Source organism: Kitasatospora sp. NPDC059803 (genome assembly GCF_042732255.1).
Taxonomy (GTDB): Bacteria; Actinomycetota; Actinomycetes; order Streptomycetales; family Streptomycetaceae; genus Kitasatospora.
The window spans coordinates 9,868-24,298 of the sequence record NZ_JBHWIJ010000092.1 but is presented as its reverse complement, the minus strand read 5'-3'; the positions used below and the strand labels follow the sequence as shown (position 1 = coordinate 24,298).

Below are 14,431 nucleotides of genomic sequence, written 5' to 3'. Positions count from 1 at the left end.
GGTGTTGCCGAGGCTCTCTCTCCCCCACACTCCTCCCCCCACACCCCACCCCACCCACCCCCCCCCCCCCCGCGTCCGGGGTCGTTTTAGCTGGTCAGGGGTTTGTCCTGACATTCCTGACGGTTACAGGGCTTCCGCTCCGTCCACGGGTGCCTCAATAGCGGGGTGGACACGGTAGGTGACGGCCTGTGGACGCCCCCTCTGCCCGGTCGGGTGCGGCTGGTCGGTGCGGAGGTAGCCGTGCTGTTCGAGCAGGTTCAGGGCGGGTTCGACGTCGGCGACCTTCTTGAACCGCCGGGACGACGCGACGGCGTCGTGGGCCTTGATGTGGGTGCGGTGGGTGCCGTCCTTCTTCGGCCGCTGGAGCCACTGGAGGAGGGCGTGGGCGTCCTCGGTGGCGGGGTCGGCGGCGATGAGGTCGAAGACGGCGAGGGTGTGGGCGGTGTAGTAGTCCGCGATCTCGGCGGCCCGCTCGACGGTGGCGGCATCGAGGTCGCCGCGCCAGGCGCCCTGGTCCTGGTCGGAGGCGATGTGGTCGGCGAGGTGGAGCAGGACGGCGACGCGGGCGATGTGGCCGACCAACTTGCCGGCCCAGTCCCGGATGTGGGCGAGCGGCTGGTCGGGGCGGAGCTGCACCTCGACCCGCTCCTGCAGCTTCTCGATGGCGAGGTCGGCGGCTTGGTCCATGACGACGGTGACCGGGTCGGCGAGGTCGGTCATGGCGCGGAGCAGGCGGGTGAGGTTGCGGTCGTAGGCGCCCGCGACCTTGTCGGGGACGGGCATGGTGCGGATCTTGCGGTAGCCGAGGTTGGAGGGCGGCAGGGAGTAGAGGAAGCGGGCGAGCAGGCCGCGGTCGCGGGCGCCGGGGGCGGCGCCGAGTTCCTGGAGGACGGCGGGCTGCGGGGTGACGCCGATCGTCAGGGCGGGCCTGTCGGTGGTGGGCTGCTCGCGGGTGATGCGGTCGGTCTGGAGGCGCTCGCCCTTGTGGGCCTGGAGGAACACGCCCAGGTTGGGCTTGCTGCTGTAGCGGCCGGCGATGCTGTCGAAGAGATCGCCCTCGGGGGAGAGCGCCGCGAGGCAGCGGTGCACGCCGAGGTGGTGGGTGACGGTCTCCGGGGTGATGTCCCCGGACAGCGTCAGGCGCGGGGTCGGCGGGACGGTGATCTCCTCGGCGAGCATCTTGGCGGCGGAGATCTCCGCGATGAGCTGGGTGCGGTCGGTGTCGGGGTTCTTGCGGGCCTTGGCCATCAGGGCCTCGACCTCGGCGAGGGCTGCGTCGCGGGCGGTCTCGGCCTCGATGATCCGGGAGCGCGCTTCGGCCTGGAGCTCGGCTTCGACCTTGTAGACGGGGCCGGTGGCCAGGCCGAACACGTCGCTCTTGCGGCTGGCGGGGGGCATCGCGCAGACCAGGTAGAGGTTGCTCTGCTCGCACCAGCCGGGGCGGATCTGGACGCCAACCCGGCCGCCGGCGGCAGTGGACAGGGCGGCGAGGGTCATGGTGGCGGCCATGTCGGGCGGGGTCTGGGTGAACTCGGCGACCGCTTCGACGTAGGCGCCGACCCACGCGGGGAGCGCGTCGACGGGGAAGGTGGGCAGGCCGCTGTGGGAGCCGAGGGGGACGGGGTCGAGCCAGGTGTCACCGGCGGCGAGGTCAGCGAGCACAGCGAGGGCGGCGGTGCGGACGGCCTCCAGGTCGGTCTGGTCGTCGCCGGCCATGTGGGCGAGGCGGCTGGTGTTCGTGCCGATGCGGCGGCGCTCGGCGGCCACGCGCACGACCTCGGCGTAGTAGTCGCCGTTCGCGGCGGTGGGGGTCGCCTCGATGCAGGTGTGCAGGTAGCCGGGCCCGCCGATTCGGCCCAGGTCGCCCTGGGCGCGCAGGACACCGGTCAGCAGCAGCGGGTCGACCGGCCGCTCACCGTCGGCCATGCGGGTGATGGCGCGCCAGATCGTCTCGTGCGCGGGGTGGTGGAAGACGCCGGGGTTGCCCAGCTGGGCGGCCAGCGCCGGGATCTGGGCGGGGTCGAGCAGGGCGGAGCCGATGACGGCCTGCTCGGCGGCCTTGACCTCGGCGGGCTCGGGCCGGAACGGGATCACGGCCGCGTACTCGGTGCTCACGCGGGCTCCTTTCGTCGGAGCGGGGCGGCCCGGACCCGAAGACCATCGGGCGCGGACCGCCCGATGGAGGGGAGGTCAGAGGTCGAGCGGGAGCTGTCCGTCGCACACGGCCGCCGGGGCGGCCGGCAGCATCTGGTCGAGGGCGGCCTGGTGGGCGGGGTCGCCGAGCAGGCAGATCACGTGGCCGTCGGTGGTGACCAGCCATTCGGGGTCGTCGTGGACGAGTTCGACGGCGGCCTGGCGGGTGGTGCAGTGCACGACGCATTCGTCGTCGCGGTCGGAGCCGTAGGCGGTGCCGCAGACGTCGCACACGGCGACGTGGCAGGTCACGAGCTTGATGGGCACGGGGTCCTCCTGGCGGGTCAGAGGTCGAACAGTGCGTCCGCCGGGCCGCCCGGAACAGCGGCCTGGCGGGTCCTGGCGGCGGCGCGGCGGGTGGCGTCGTGGCAGGCCGGGCACCACGCGGCCAGCTCCCGCTTGGGCAGGGCGGCGGCCTTGTGCGGGGGCAGGAGCAGGGCGTCCGGGTCGGCGGGTGCGGCGAGCAGGTGGACGGGGCCGGTGCCGTGGCGGACGTAAGCGCCGTGGTGGGCGGGGCAGCGTCCGCCGTCCTTGTCGTGCTTCTTGCCGCAGGTGCCGCGGCACTGGCAGCGGCCCGCGGCGGCGGCCATGACGGCCTGCCACAGGCCGCGCTGGTCGCCGAGGGGTGGGGTCCGGGTCACGCGGCCACCCCCAGCCCGGCCCCGGCGTCGCCGGCGGTGGCGCGGTCGAGGAGGAGGCGGATGGCGGCGCTCGCCTGGTCGGGCAGGACGCCGTTGCCGAGCGCCCGGAGCTGGGCGGTGCGGGACAGGCCGGGGACATCGGTGACGTGCCCCGCGGGCAGGCCCATCAGCCACTCGACCATGACCGGGTTCAGTCGTCCCCGATCGTCAGTTGGCCGGGGTGCGGGCCGGCCGAGGACCGCTTCCCACCGGCGGACGGCCGGGCCGTACGGGCCCCAATCCGTGCCGCCGCCGAGGGGAGCGTCAGGTTCCCCGGATCCCGCGCTGGGTTCGGCCCGCCCTTCGTCCCGTCGGTCGACCTGGGGGTCGGCAGCAGGGCTCCGGTGCGCTCGCCGTCCGCCCGGAGCGGGGTCGGGAGCAGGTGCTCCACCTCGTCCGCGAGCGTCGGCCCGTGTCCGCCCGCCTTCCGCTTGTCCGGGTGCTGAGAGCCACCGTTCACCGCGAGCTGCGCGGTCGGGGTCTTCAGTAGCCGGACCGAGTCGTGCAGGCCGTCCTTGCCGCCGGTCTTCCAGTCGCGGGCCCTGGGGGTGGGCAGGCCAGGCGAGGAGGAAGATGCGGTTGCGCTGGTGGGCGGCGCCGACGTCGGACGCGCGCAGGCTCGTCCATTCCGCATCGAACCCGAGGCCGGCCAGGTCTCCCAGAACGGCGCCGAGAGCGCGAAGAGCGAGGGGCCGTCCGGTTGCCGGGTCCAGATCCGGCGCTGCGGATCCCACTCCAGCGTCTCCGCGGTCGGCTTTCGCCGAGAGGAGGCCTTGGACATTCTCGATCACCACCAGGGAGGGTCGGAGTTCACGGACGGCGCGGGCGACCTCCACCCACAGGCCGGAAGCGGCACCGGGGACGATCCCGGCCCGGTGGCCGGCCAGGCTGACGGACTGGCAGGGGAACCCGGCGGTCAGCACGTCCACCGGCGTCACGGTCGACCAGTCGACGGCGGTGATGTCGCCGAGGTTCGGCACGCGCGGGTGGTGGTGGGCCAGGATCGCGGCCGCCCCGGGGTCGGGGTCGGCCACCCACGCCAACTCGCCGCCGAGCACGGCCTGGACGGCCATGTCCAGGCCGCCGTACCCGCTGCACAGCGACCCGATGACCGGGCCGGTCACGACGTGGCTCCGAGCAGGGAGGCGACGGCCGGGCCGCCGCGGTCGTTGATGTGCTCGGCGAGCATGGTGACCAGGAGCTTCGCGGTGCGGGTCAGTTCCGTGCCGGGCCGGGTAGTGGTCGGGGTGATCAGGGCCTCGGCGGGGACGGGCAGGAGGATGTCGGCGGTGAGGGTGAGGGTGTTCATCAGGCCGGGGCAGGGGTCGACCTTGGGCGACCAGGGGCCGCGGTCGTAGCAGTCCGTCTCCCAGTCCCGCCACGGGCCCGGCCCGGGGCGGTGGGCGAGTGCGCGGTGGGGGAGGGGGACGGTGATGCGCAGGACCAGGTTGGCCGGGTCGTCCTCGGCGGGGTTGGCGGTGACGGCCAGCAGGTCGGGGCGGATGCGCACGTAGCCGGGGGACATCGCGGCCACGGCGATGGCCCAGGCGAGCGCGGCGAACTCGGCCCCGGCGGCCGGGAATCCGTTGTCGTCGAGCCGGTGGGCGTGCTGGTCGAGGTAGGCGCCGAACCGCGAGGAGCCGTTGGAGGCGTGCCGCCAGTCGTAGTCGTCGTCCACGATGGCGAGCGTGAGGTGGTCGAGCTCGGGCTCGGGCATGCTGGAGTCCTCTGGTCTCTGAAGGGGGATCGGATGGGCCCCGCAGTAGCCGTCTCTCTGCCAAGATTCGGCGGCTGCCGCGGGGCTTCGTGTCGTCCGGGTGGGTTGGCCGGGCGCCGGCACGGCGCCCGAAGCGGTCAGTCCTCGGTGCGGTGGGTGCTGGCGAGCAGGTCGTTCAGGGGGCGGGTGGTGCCACAGGTGTGGCGCCAGACCTCCCCACCGGGCGTGGACGGGGTGCCGAGGTACCAGGTCCAGCCCTCCAGGACGAGCGGGGTGAGGTGCTGGGCGTGGTCGAGGCGGGTGCCGAGGTGGGCGATGGCGGGCTCCAACACGCCGGGGGCGGTCGGCCAGGGGTGCAGGTGCCAGGCGATCCGGCCGGGGCGGCCCTTGTCGCTGGTGGCGCTGGGGTGCTTGATCAGCAGGTAGCTGGCGCCGTCGTACGTGACCTCGTAGGTCTCGTCGTCGGTGCGCTTGAAGGTGATCTCGGGCATGGGCCCTCCGAGGGCGGTCGCGCGGGATCGGTCTGTCCGTCCCCCGCACCGCCCGCACCCCGCCCGTGGGCGAGGGGCGGGCGGCACGGTCGGTCGGCACAGGCCGGTCAGACCTCGTCGGGGTCCTGAGTGGCCTCGCAGGTGCCGTCGCAGTCGTAGTAGCCGCAGCCGCCGCACTCGGGGCAGTCGTCGTGGGCGACGGTGACGACGTCCCAGGAGTAGTCGTCCCAGACCTCCTCCTCGTAGCCGCCGCCGGTGCCGTGGCAGCCCTCGCACATCTCGGTGTGACCGGGCTGCGGTCCGGCGGCCTGCTCCTTCTCGGTGCGGCGCTGTTCGTCGGCGAGGTCGAGGGCGATCTCGTACGCTTTCTCCTCCTCGCGGGTCGGGTGGTCGGCGTAGTCGTACAGGTCGAAGTCGTCGTCCGCGGGTGGCCTTTCGGGGGCGAGGGCTGTCACGGTGGGTGATGGCGATGGGTGGTGGTTCAGTGGGTGATCCACCGGTAGAGGGCGGCGAGCACCCCGAGGCCGAGGAACGCGGCGACGGCTTTGGGGTCGAGTCCGCGGCGGTCGGGGTCGTCGACTTCGGTGATCGATTCGCCGTCGGGGATCAGGCCGCCGTGGGTGGTGCGGCGGTGTTCGTCGCGGGCGGCGACGGCGTCCTCGTGACGGCCGGGCGGGGACGAGGCGGAGCATGATCCGCAGCGGTAGGCGTAGGGCAAAGGTGTCCGTTTCTTCCCGCTATGGCGCCCTACCGTTTCCGGTAGGGGAGCGGTAGGGAGCGGTAGGGCACTCGGTAGGAGTGCAGGTCAGGGTGTCGGTAGGGCGGTTCGGCAGGGGACTGGAAGGGGCTCTGGGCAGTGGGGGAGGGGAGGACCAGGGGTCACCCCCGGAGGGGCCCTCCGGAAGAGGTGCGGAGGGTTCCTCAGCTGGCCTTCTGCAGGGGCCCGTCGGCGGGCCTCGCGGGGCTCTGTCCGGGGGCAGCCGTGGCGGCCTCGGGGGAGGGTGCCGTGGGGGTGGGATCCGGCACCCGGTGTGGGGGTGGGTGGGGGGTGTGGCCGAGGTGTTGGGCGAGGTCGTCGTGGTGGACCCCGACCCGGTTGACCTTGCGTCCGCTGACGGTAAGTGACAGGGGGTCTCTCAGGGGGATTCCGAGGGCCCTGAGGTAGGCGCCGAGGGACTGGGTGTCCCAGCGTTCGTCGGCGATGAGCCCGCGCTGGCGGAGGTCGGTCAGCATGTCCTCGATGTGGACGCCCTGACGCAGGCCCCGGACGCCCTCCTCCCAGCGCGCGGCGACCGTGTGCTCGACGTACAGGCGGAACCGGTCGGCGATCTGTGCCGCAGTGAGACGCACAGGCTGTTCCGGCTCTTGCTCGTCGTCCGTTCCGTCCGCCGTCTCGTGCTCCTGCGGCTCGTCGTACGGCTCGTCCTCGTCCACGCCCTCCTCGTCTTCGCCCTCCTCATACACGCCGTCGTCGCCCGCGGCTTCCTTGGTCTCGGCGGGATCTTCGGTGGCGGGCGGTGCTGGGGCGGGTGAGTGCATCCAGGCGAGCGCGCACCAGGGGATGAGGACGGCGGGTACCGACCAGGCGGGCGAGGACCAGCCGGTGTAGGCGATGAGGTAGCCCCCGAGGCCGAGCCCGCCGAGGCGGATGAGCCAGGGCGGCGGTTCGCTGTGCCCGCCGCCGGCGGGGGCCTCCCGTTCCTGCTCCGGCTCCTGCGTCTTGGGGTTCTTCGCGGCCTTCTTCTCCTGCTTGGCCTTGCGGGCCTGTGCGTCGGCGGCCTTCTTGGCGTCGCGCTTGTCGGCGCGGCGGGGTAGGAAGACCCGGACGGCGTCCCCTTCGACGACCCACGTGCCGGTCTTCGTGATGATGACCCAGGACCCGGTGACCAGGCTCTTGAGGCCGTGGGCGCCCGCCACGTAGGGCAGTGCCCGGGTGAACGCCTCCGAGAGGCGGCGCGGTTCTTCGTCGGCGCCGTCCTCTTCGGGCTTGTCCTCGCCAGCGTCCTCGGGCTCCTCTCCTGTGGGCTCTTCTTCGGGCGCGGTCCTGGTGTCCTTGTCCAGGCTGGTGGGCATGTCAGCCGCCCATCCCGGGGACGGAGGTCACGGCCTTGACGATGAGCATGGAGCCGACCGACCACCAGCCGCCGGCGGTGTTGTAGAGGACGGCGGCGGTGAATCCCAGGGCGGTGGCGCGCCAGCGGCTGTGGGTGCGCAGGCCGATCCACGCGGTGATGATCAGGGCGAGGGCGCCGGAGCCCCAGGCGGCGGCCGGGGTGCCGGTCAGGCCGTGGATCAGGGCGGCGAGGGCGTTCCATCCGGCCGCCGCGTAGAGGTTGGCCACGATGAATCCGGCGGCGGCCATGTGCTCCCACTTGATGAGGCGGTCGATCTTGGGGTTGACGCCCTTCTTCAGCAGGAAGATCGCGGCGGCGGTCCCCACGGCGGCCAGTCCTCCGGCGGTGAAGGCTCCCAGGCTGAAGCCGCCGAGGTCGGTGGCGGGGGCGGCGAGGAACGTGGCGGGCAGGGTGGCGGACATCGGTTCCTCCGGTCAGTGGGAGAGGGGGGTGAGGGCGGCGGCGAGGATCGCGGTGGCCATGGGGATGCGCAGGACCCAGGCCAGCGGCGGCCACCAGCCGCGGGTCCGCCAGGCGACCCAGCCGCCGGCGGCGACGAAGGCGGCGCCGGCCCAGAAGCGGGTGCCGGGGTCGTGGAACCAGACGATGACGTGCTCGATGTGGTGCAGGCCGTTCAGACCCCAGCCCGCGATCCCGGGGGCGAGCCACTTGAGGGTCCAGCGCACGCGGGGCCCGTGCCAGCCGGTGGCCGTGCCGGACGGGGTGCCGTGAAGGATGTCCGGCAGACGCCGCTTGCGCTTCTGCGGCTCCTTCGCCTCCTTCGGCTCCCCGACCGTGACCTCGACCTTGACCTCTTGCTCCACCGGCTCCGCCTCGACGGGCGCCTGCCCGTCGGCCGGGTAGTTGCACACGGCGCCGCACTGGAAGGCGCACGCGCCACAACTCCCACCGCCCGCAGGGTTGGTGGGCCGTTCCGGGTTCGCGTCGACCCCGGTGCCGTTCGGGGGCTGGCAGTCTCCGCCCCCGCCCGCCCCGGCGCACGGAACGGGCGGGGGAGGCGGACTGGACGGCCTCGGCGGGACCTTCGTTGTCACGGTGACCGTCGCGGACACCTCGGGCATCACAGTCGCCAGTCCGTCCGGGCCGCCCTCGACGGGCGGGGAGGGCCTGCGGCGGTACCAGGGCTCGACCGGCTCGGCCTGCGGCCGGGCGGGCAGGGTGGTGATGTCATGGGCCAGCGCCTTGTCCCGGAGCTTCGTGAACCAGTCCGGCTCGGGGTTGTGCGCGGGCTCGGTGAGGCGCTCCGACTCCTGGAGGTCCTGCGCGGTCAGCGGCGGGTACGGCGGCCGGGGCGGGACGGGCTCACCGGCCGGGATGACCAGGGTCGGGGTGATCACCCCGGCGCTCTTCGGCTTGGTCAGGTCAGGCATCGCAGGAGTCCGTCCTTTCCGGCTGTGGCGGGGTGAACAGGAATCTGCGGGCGGCTATCGCCAGGAGCGTCCCGCCGGGGCTCGTCGCCGACCACGGGGTCGGGGGTGGGCATGCCGGCGGTGGGGGGCTCGGACGGCGGCGGAGGGATCGTCATCGGTCCCCCCGGATGAGCGCGCAGAGGCAGACGATGATGATCAGGGTGTCCACCGCGAGGAAGACCGTACACAGCATGTAGCCCATGGGATTCTCCCTGTTCAGGGGTGGTGCACACCCCCGCATACCTGGGTGTGCGGGAGGGGGGCGGGGGTGTGCACCACCGGGGGCGGGGGTCAGGAGGAGCGCCACCAGGCGCGGGCGGGCGGGGTGGTCTCGATCGCGGTGCGGCGCCTGATCTTGGCGTCCATCTGGGCGTGGCCCGCGCGGTCCGCCTCACGGACGGCGGCGGCGCGGCGCTGCTGGCCGGACTGCGGCTGCTGGCTACGGCGGAAGAGCTGCATCACGGTCCTTCAGCGGTTGATGACGGGCTTGTCGAGGTCGCGGTGGGTGAGGCGGACGGGGGTGCCGGTCTTGGCGAGGCGCTTGGCGAGGGTCATGGCGACGGTGGCGGCGCGGTGGCGTCCGCCCGCGCAGCCGACCGCGATGGTCAGCGGCGCCATGGCGGGGCCGGCGTCGAACGCGTCGGCCAGCAGCGCGGTGGCGCTGATCAGTTCGTGGATGCCCGGGGTGGCCATCACGGCCTGGCGGACGGGCAGGTCGTGGGCGCTCTGGTGACGCAGGGCCGGGTCGACGTGCGGGTCGCGGAAGTGGCGGCGCAGGTCGATAGTGATGGTCGCCTCGGGCGGGTCGGCGTGGAGGTAGCCGAACGAGACGACGTCGATGGTGGTCAGGGTCATGACACTGCCCTCCGTGTGCGGGTGGTGGGGGTGAGGCGGGGAGGAGGGATGGTCAGATGTCGTCGCAGCGGGTCTGGTAGCACTCGGCGCAGATCGGGACGATCCACTCCTCGTTGCAGACGTCCTGCGTGAACGGGTCCGTGCGAACCTCGATGTCCGGCTTGCTCTCGTCGCAGAAGTAGCAGGTGTCCATGGCGGGCTCCTCCCGGGCGGCGGCGGGCTTGGGCAGGTCGTAGTAGCCGATCAGCTCGACCGGGACGCCGTGGCGGGTGCCGTAGACGGACAGCCAGCGGCTGGCGTTGTACTCGGCGCTGTCGATGCTGGTGGGGTCCATGTCCAGGGCCTCGCGCCACTGCTCGAACGCGGTGAGGCTGCGGTGCAGCGACAGCTTCACGCCCCACGTGCCGACCGGGATGTCGGTGGCGGGCTCGAAGAACTGCTGCAGCTGGATCGTCGGCGCGGGCAGGTCGGTGTGGGCGGTGAGGATGGCCATCAGGGCGCCGGCCGCGCCGATCTGGTCGGCGGCGGTGTTGGTGACAGTGGCGGTGGTGGTCACGATGCCTGCTCCTCAACGGGGGTGGCGGTCTCTTCGGCGGTGGCGGGCACGGCGTGTAGGACCGGCCGCTCGGCGGCGCGCAGTTCCTGGTAGCGGGCGGCAATCCACCCGGCCGACCAGCCGGTCAGCTCAACCGCCCGGCGCTGCGGGATGTCCAGCGTCATGCAGCGCCGGGCGGTCAGCAGGGCCTGCTCCTTGGGCACCTGCTCGGTCGCGGCGGGCGCGGAGAGGAGCTCCTGCCGAAGCTGCTCGACCTCCTGCTTGGCGCGCCGCTCACGGTCACGCTCACGGCGCTCACGCTCGCTCGCCTCGCGCTCACGGCGCTCACGATCACGCCGCTCGGAATCCTCCCGGCGCTGCCGTTCCTCGCGCTCGGATGCGTCCTGGCGGGCCTTCCCCTCGCGCTCCTCGCGGGCCATGCGGTCCTCGTGCTCACGCTGCTCGCGGACCATCTCACGCTCGTGCTCACGGCGCTCACGCTCGCGCTGGCCGGCCCGCTCGTACTCCGCCACCCGGTCCTCGCGGGCCTGGCGGCGCTCCTCCTCGGCGATGCGGTCACGCTCGGCCCGCTCATCGCGCTCACGGGCCTCACGGACCATCAGCGCGGCGGCGATCGTGCGCCGGTAGGCGAGCGAGGCCTCCGCCGTGACGATCAGCAGCAGCGGCGCCACCGAGTGGACCGCCACCCCGACCGCATCGCGATTCAGGGCCGAGAGACCCACGTTGAGCAGCACGGTCATGACGCCGGTCATCCAGCGCAGCACGACCGGCCACCGGCCGCCGTCTCCGCCGAGGCGGGCGAGCGTGCTGTCCATGCGGACCACGATCACCACCGCCGCGTCCACGACCAGCGGCAGGATCGGGGCCGTCCACTGCCAGTCCTTCGGGGTGTGCCGGGACATGAGCGGGGTCACCGTGAGCATGCTGTAGAGGACCGCGCCGAGCGTGATCGTCCACGTCCCCACGGCCAGGGCCTTCTCGGCCGAGCTGATCTGGTCCTGACTGATCGGCGTCTTCACAGCGACCACCACCCGACGCGCGGTGAGCGGCCCGTGAGCGCGCTGGCGGTAGTCGTGAGCACCGTGAGCGCGGTGCCCGCCCTCACGCCGCCACCCGCTCGACGCTGGCGGTGCGGCGGATGACGGCCGGGCGTCGCAGCGGCACCGGCGCCATGCTCAGCAGGCGCTCGGCGTACGCGGCCAGCACCGGGTCCTCCCGGCGCAGGTCCGCCAGGACGTCGTCCGCGGCGTCCATCCGGGCCTCGCGCTCGACCACGGTCTCACCGGGCACCCCGGTGAACAGCCGGGTGAACTCCGAGTCGCCGACGAGGCCGAGCGCCAGCTCCGAGAACTCGTCCTTCGTCGCGGCCGTCTGGCCTGCAACCATGTCCTTCACGGGTCTACCTCTTCTCCATGGGGGGCGGGCCCGGGGGCCGCCGCGCGTTCCTTGGCCGGAGCGCGGCGGCCCGCCTCACGTGGGCCCGGGCCACTCGAACGACACGAGTAGCCACGACCCCCGGCACCAGCCCGCGCAGTCATGGGTGCGAGGGGGTGTCGAGGGCCGTGGTCACTGGTGAAGCAGGGGGTTGGTCTCGTGTGGACGCGGTCCAGGCTCGCTCCGGGGAGATCCCTCCCGGAGGTTGTCGCCGGCGAATGTCGGCCGCGTCGTTCTTTAGAGAGGCCGGTAGCTCCTCTCAGTCGGCTGCGTGTCCCATACACGGCCCGCCGTCTTAAGGGCGGGCCGAGGTGTCAGGGCGTGCGCCCCTTCTCTGCCGACTGGTCTCCACTCACCCCGCCCGGCGTGGTCACGGAAGGACTGCGGTGGTGGATCACTCTCTTGAGTTGTCGATGCTGCGTTTGTGCAGGTCAGAGCAGCCCAAAGAAGGCCCCTCTGTGTCACCCCTGTCTCACTCGGTGCGACACTCACAACATAGAGAACCTGCTTAGGCAGGTCAAGAGGGTTGGGTTTCTCGCGTCTGTTGGGCACCTGCCCTAGCATTGGCGTATGGCCCTAGACCCGGATGACTCCCGCCCCCCGTATCAGCAGGTCAGCAGCCGTCTGCGGGCCTCGATCCTGACGAAGCAGCCCGGCTTCGAGACCGGTGACAAACTTCCGTCCGGCCCTGAGCTGGCCAAGCACTTCGGCGTGGCGCGCGGCACTGTCGACAAGGCGCTCGACCTGCTCCGGGCCGAGGGGCTGATCGTGACTCGCCAGGGAAGTGGCTCGTTCGTCCGGGAGCGCACAGCCCGGCCGGTCGGCCTCCGGCCGCACCTCGAAGCGGCCTTCGAGCAGAAGCAGGTCACGCTCGACTTCGCTGGCTTCTCCAGTGAGACGCTGCACAACGCGCTTCAGGAGCCGTTGGACAAAGTCCGCTCCGGCCGGCTGACCCCCGAATCCATCGCGGTGCGGCTGTTGCTGCCGGACACCTCGGAGCCGATGGCCGTCCCCGTGTTGGTCGACGGGCTCAAGGACGAGGTCGCGCTCCGCGAGCGTGCACGGAACATCGCACTGACGAACGCCGGCGGCATCGCCCACTCGGTGGAGGTGCTGGCTGAGCTGGGACTGGTGCAGTCGGCGAGCGTCGAGGTCAAGGTGCATCGGGCGTCGAGCCTGTTCAAGCTCTACATCTTGAACCGCTCGGAAGCCTTCTTCGGCTTCTACCCGCTGCGCGAGCGCACCATCAAGGTGGACGACACCGCCCACACCTTCTACGACGTGACCGGCAAGGACACCACGCTGTTCCACCATGCTGCCGGGCCGGACGATGCCTCGCTCGGGTCGCAGTACGTCCAGCAGGCCCAACTGTGGTTCGACAGCGTGTGGTCCACCATCGCCTACGAGCGCCAGCCATGAGCGCCGCGCGGCAGCAGCTCGCGGACGTGCTCCGCCCGGTGAAGCACGTACTGCTCGACTTCGACGGCCCGGTGTGCTCGGTATTCGCCGGTTTGCCTGCCCCCGAGGTGGCACGACGTCTCCGTGAGAGCCTGCTCGCCGTCGGCGAGCAGGCCCCGGCTGCGGGCGAGGCCGAGAGTGATCCGCTCGCGTTGCTGCGTCTCGTCGCCGACGCCAGGCCGGATCTCGCGGCCAGCACCGATGCGGCGCTGGCCGCGCTGGAGACAGAGGCCGTCCGGATCGGCAACCCGAACCCTGGTGGGGAATCGGTTTTGCTGGCCTGCGCGCGCTCCGGCCGATCCGTGTCGGTGGTGAGCAACAACGCTGGCGCGGCGATCGAGGCGTACCTGACAGACCACGGGCTGAGCGGCTACGTGGCTGGAGTCTTCGGGCGCGTCCCTGGGGACCCGTCGTCCATGAAGCCGAACCCGCGTCTCCTCGTGGACGCCATGGGAGCCGTGGGCGCCAAGCCAGCGGAGTGCGTGTTCATCGGCGATGCGGCCCGGGACGTGGAAGCCGGCGATGCCGCGGGCGTACCGACGATCGGCTACGCGAACAAGCCCGGGAAGGACGCCAAGCTGGCCTCCGCCGGGGCTGTAGTTGTCGTGGACTCGATGCAGCGCATCGCGGACGCACTGTCCTGATCAAGAGTCAGGCTGGTCAGCGGACGGGTGATTCCTATCTCGCTGACCAGCCTGGTTGCCGTTATCGGACGTCAATGTTGATCGACCCCGATAGGGGCTGCACAGTCCAGAGGCAGTCCTGAGGGCCGTGCGTAAGGACGTCCACGGTGATGGATCAGCCCTTCGGCGGGTACGGGTCGTTCCCGGGAGAGATGGTCCGCTGGTCTCGGATCACGCCGTTCGTGCCGTGGATCCGCAGCTCGCCGCCGCCATCCCGCCCGAGGATCTCCCTGCCTCGGGTGACAGCAGCAGCTTGGGTGTCGGTGACGGCACTGGCCCTGCTGTTCTCGGGCCGTCCGAACTGCCACCGGCCGTCGGGGCGCTGGGTAACGTCGCCCGACTTCGGCTTTCCTGCCACGTTTGCTCCATTTCCAGAGGCGTGGCCCAACCGACACCTTTGATCCCTTGGTGGATGACCACGAGGGAGGTACGGTCCTAGGGCGCGACCAACGCACTAGGCCCCACGGCTCGGAGGGCACGACTCAGTGTCGACCCCGAGTGGTGGGGCCTGCTCACTTTGAGCAGTCATAAGTAGAGCAGGGTGGGGTGACACTCGCAAACACCTTCGAGTGCAAGATGTTGTGCACAGGTGAGGCCATTGCCACTAGATGTGGTGTCCACAGGGTGTGACCTGGTTAATCCACAGCGCGGGGATCTCTGTCCACAGCTTGATCCACAGGCCCCTGTGGATGCGGAGTGTCACAACCTCGGGGTGTCGGGCCTTGGCCCGAACGCAAAAAGGCCCCGGGGGGTATCCGAAACTGCCCCCCCCGGGCCTCGGGGTACAATCGTGGTCAGCTGATTAACAAATGTATCGTAT

Annotated in this window: 19 protein-coding genes and 1 pseudogene; 2 read left to right on the top strand and 18 right to left on the bottom strand. The window is 71.8% G+C overall.

Annotated elements, in window-relative coordinates:
- Positions 1-123 precede the first annotated feature (123 nt).
- From ACFV6I_RS17150 to ACFV6I_RS17070, 17 genes and pseudogenes are all read right to left on the bottom strand, one after another.
- Positions 124-2,115 (bottom strand): DUF3987 domain-containing protein, encoded by a 1,992-nt coding sequence (locus ACFV6I_RS17150; RefSeq protein WP_380426055.1) that lies wholly within the window; start codon positions 2,113-2,115, stop codon positions 124-126.
- Positions 2,116-2,190: 75 nt separating this feature from the next.
- Entirely contained in the window at positions 2,191-2,460 is a 270-nt protein-coding gene (locus ACFV6I_RS17145; RefSeq protein WP_380426053.1) for a hypothetical protein, read from the bottom strand.
- A gap of 17 nt (positions 2,461-2,477) precedes the next feature.
- Positions 2,478-2,834, bottom strand: coding sequence for a hypothetical protein (locus ACFV6I_RS17140; RefSeq protein ID WP_380426051.1), 357 nt, complete (start codon positions 2,832-2,834; stop codon positions 2,478-2,480).
- Entirely contained in the window at positions 2,831-3,016 is a 186-nt protein-coding gene (locus ACFV6I_RS17135) for a hypothetical protein (protein WP_380426063.1), read from the bottom strand. The genes ACFV6I_RS17140 and ACFV6I_RS17135 overlap by 4 nt, the downstream gene beginning before the upstream one ends.
- A gap of 477 nt (positions 3,017-3,493) precedes the next feature.
- Positions 3,494-3,946, bottom strand: a pseudogene (locus ACFV6I_RS17130) (DNA cytosine methyltransferase); the annotation flags it as partial.
- A 47-nt stretch (positions 3,947-3,993) separates the two neighbouring features.
- Positions 3,994-4,590, bottom strand: a complete 597-nt coding sequence (locus tag ACFV6I_RS17125; RefSeq protein WP_380426049.1) for a hypothetical protein — start codon at positions 4,588-4,590, stop codon at positions 3,994-3,996.
- Between the two features lie 137 nt (positions 4,591-4,727).
- Positions 4,728-5,081: a hypothetical protein gene (locus tag ACFV6I_RS17120; protein WP_380426047.1), complete on the bottom strand. Its 354-nt coding sequence runs from the start codon at positions 5,079-5,081 to the stop codon at positions 4,728-4,730.
- Between the two features lie 107 nt (positions 5,082-5,188).
- On the bottom strand, positions 5,189-5,536 hold the full coding sequence (locus ACFV6I_RS17115; RefSeq protein ID WP_380426045.1) for a hypothetical protein: 348 nt from the start codon (positions 5,534-5,536) through the stop codon (positions 5,189-5,191).
- 26 nt (positions 5,537-5,562) lie between these two features.
- Complete coding sequence (locus ACFV6I_RS17110; protein WP_380426043.1) at positions 5,563-5,799, bottom strand: hypothetical protein; 237 nt, start codon at positions 5,797-5,799, stop codon at positions 5,563-5,565.
- 203 nt (positions 5,800-6,002) lie between these two features.
- Positions 6,003-7,154, bottom strand: a complete 1,152-nt coding sequence (locus ACFV6I_RS17105) for a hypothetical protein (RefSeq protein WP_380426041.1) — start codon at positions 7,152-7,154, stop codon at positions 6,003-6,005.
- A 1-nt stretch (position 7,155) separates the two neighbouring features.
- Positions 7,156-7,617: a hypothetical protein gene (locus tag ACFV6I_RS17100; RefSeq protein WP_380426039.1), complete on the bottom strand. Its 462-nt coding sequence runs from the start codon at positions 7,615-7,617 to the stop codon at positions 7,156-7,158.
- Between the two features lie 12 nt (positions 7,618-7,629).
- Complete coding sequence (locus ACFV6I_RS17095; RefSeq protein WP_380426037.1) at positions 7,630-8,586, bottom strand: hypothetical protein; 957 nt, start codon at positions 8,584-8,586, stop codon at positions 7,630-7,632.
- 330 nt (positions 8,587-8,916) lie between these two features.
- A complete protein-coding gene (locus ACFV6I_RS17090; RefSeq protein ID WP_380426035.1) occupies positions 8,917-9,084 on the bottom strand; it encodes a hypothetical protein in 168 nt (55 codons plus the stop codon).
- A 9-nt stretch (positions 9,085-9,093) separates the two neighbouring features.
- Complete coding sequence (locus tag ACFV6I_RS17085; protein ID WP_380426033.1) at positions 9,094-9,480, bottom strand: ATPase; 387 nt, start codon at positions 9,478-9,480, stop codon at positions 9,094-9,096.
- Positions 9,481-9,532: 52 nt separating this feature from the next.
- Positions 9,533-10,036, bottom strand: coding sequence for a hypothetical protein (locus ACFV6I_RS17080; RefSeq protein WP_380426031.1), 504 nt, complete (start codon positions 10,034-10,036; stop codon positions 9,533-9,535).
- Positions 10,033-11,055: a DUF2637 domain-containing protein gene (locus ACFV6I_RS17075; protein WP_380426029.1), complete on the bottom strand. Its 1,023-nt coding sequence runs from the start codon at positions 11,053-11,055 to the stop codon at positions 10,033-10,035. The genes ACFV6I_RS17080 and ACFV6I_RS17075 overlap by 4 nt, the downstream gene beginning before the upstream one ends.
- An 82-nt stretch (positions 11,056-11,137) precedes the next feature.
- Positions 11,138-11,422 (bottom strand): hypothetical protein, encoded by a 285-nt coding sequence (locus ACFV6I_RS17070; protein ID WP_380426027.1) that lies wholly within the window; start codon positions 11,420-11,422, stop codon positions 11,138-11,140.
- 618 nt (positions 11,423-12,040) lie between these two features.
- Between ACFV6I_RS17070 and ACFV6I_RS17065 the strand changes: the two genes are divergently transcribed.
- A complete protein-coding gene (locus ACFV6I_RS17065) occupies positions 12,041-12,889 on the top strand; it encodes a GntR family transcriptional regulator (protein WP_380426025.1) in 849 nt (282 codons plus the stop codon).
- Entirely contained in the window at positions 12,886-13,572 is a 687-nt protein-coding gene (locus ACFV6I_RS17060; protein ID WP_380426023.1) for an HAD family hydrolase, read from the top strand. Before ACFV6I_RS17065 ends, ACFV6I_RS17060 begins: the two co-directional genes overlap by 4 nt.
- 154 nt (positions 13,573-13,726) lie before the next feature.
- Here ACFV6I_RS17060 and ACFV6I_RS17055 read toward each other — a convergent pair whose 3' ends face one another.
- Complete coding sequence (locus ACFV6I_RS17055) at positions 13,727-13,969, bottom strand: DUF2188 domain-containing protein (RefSeq protein ID WP_380426021.1); 243 nt, start codon at positions 13,967-13,969, stop codon at positions 13,727-13,729.
- Between the last annotated feature and the right edge of the window lie 462 nt (positions 13,970-14,431).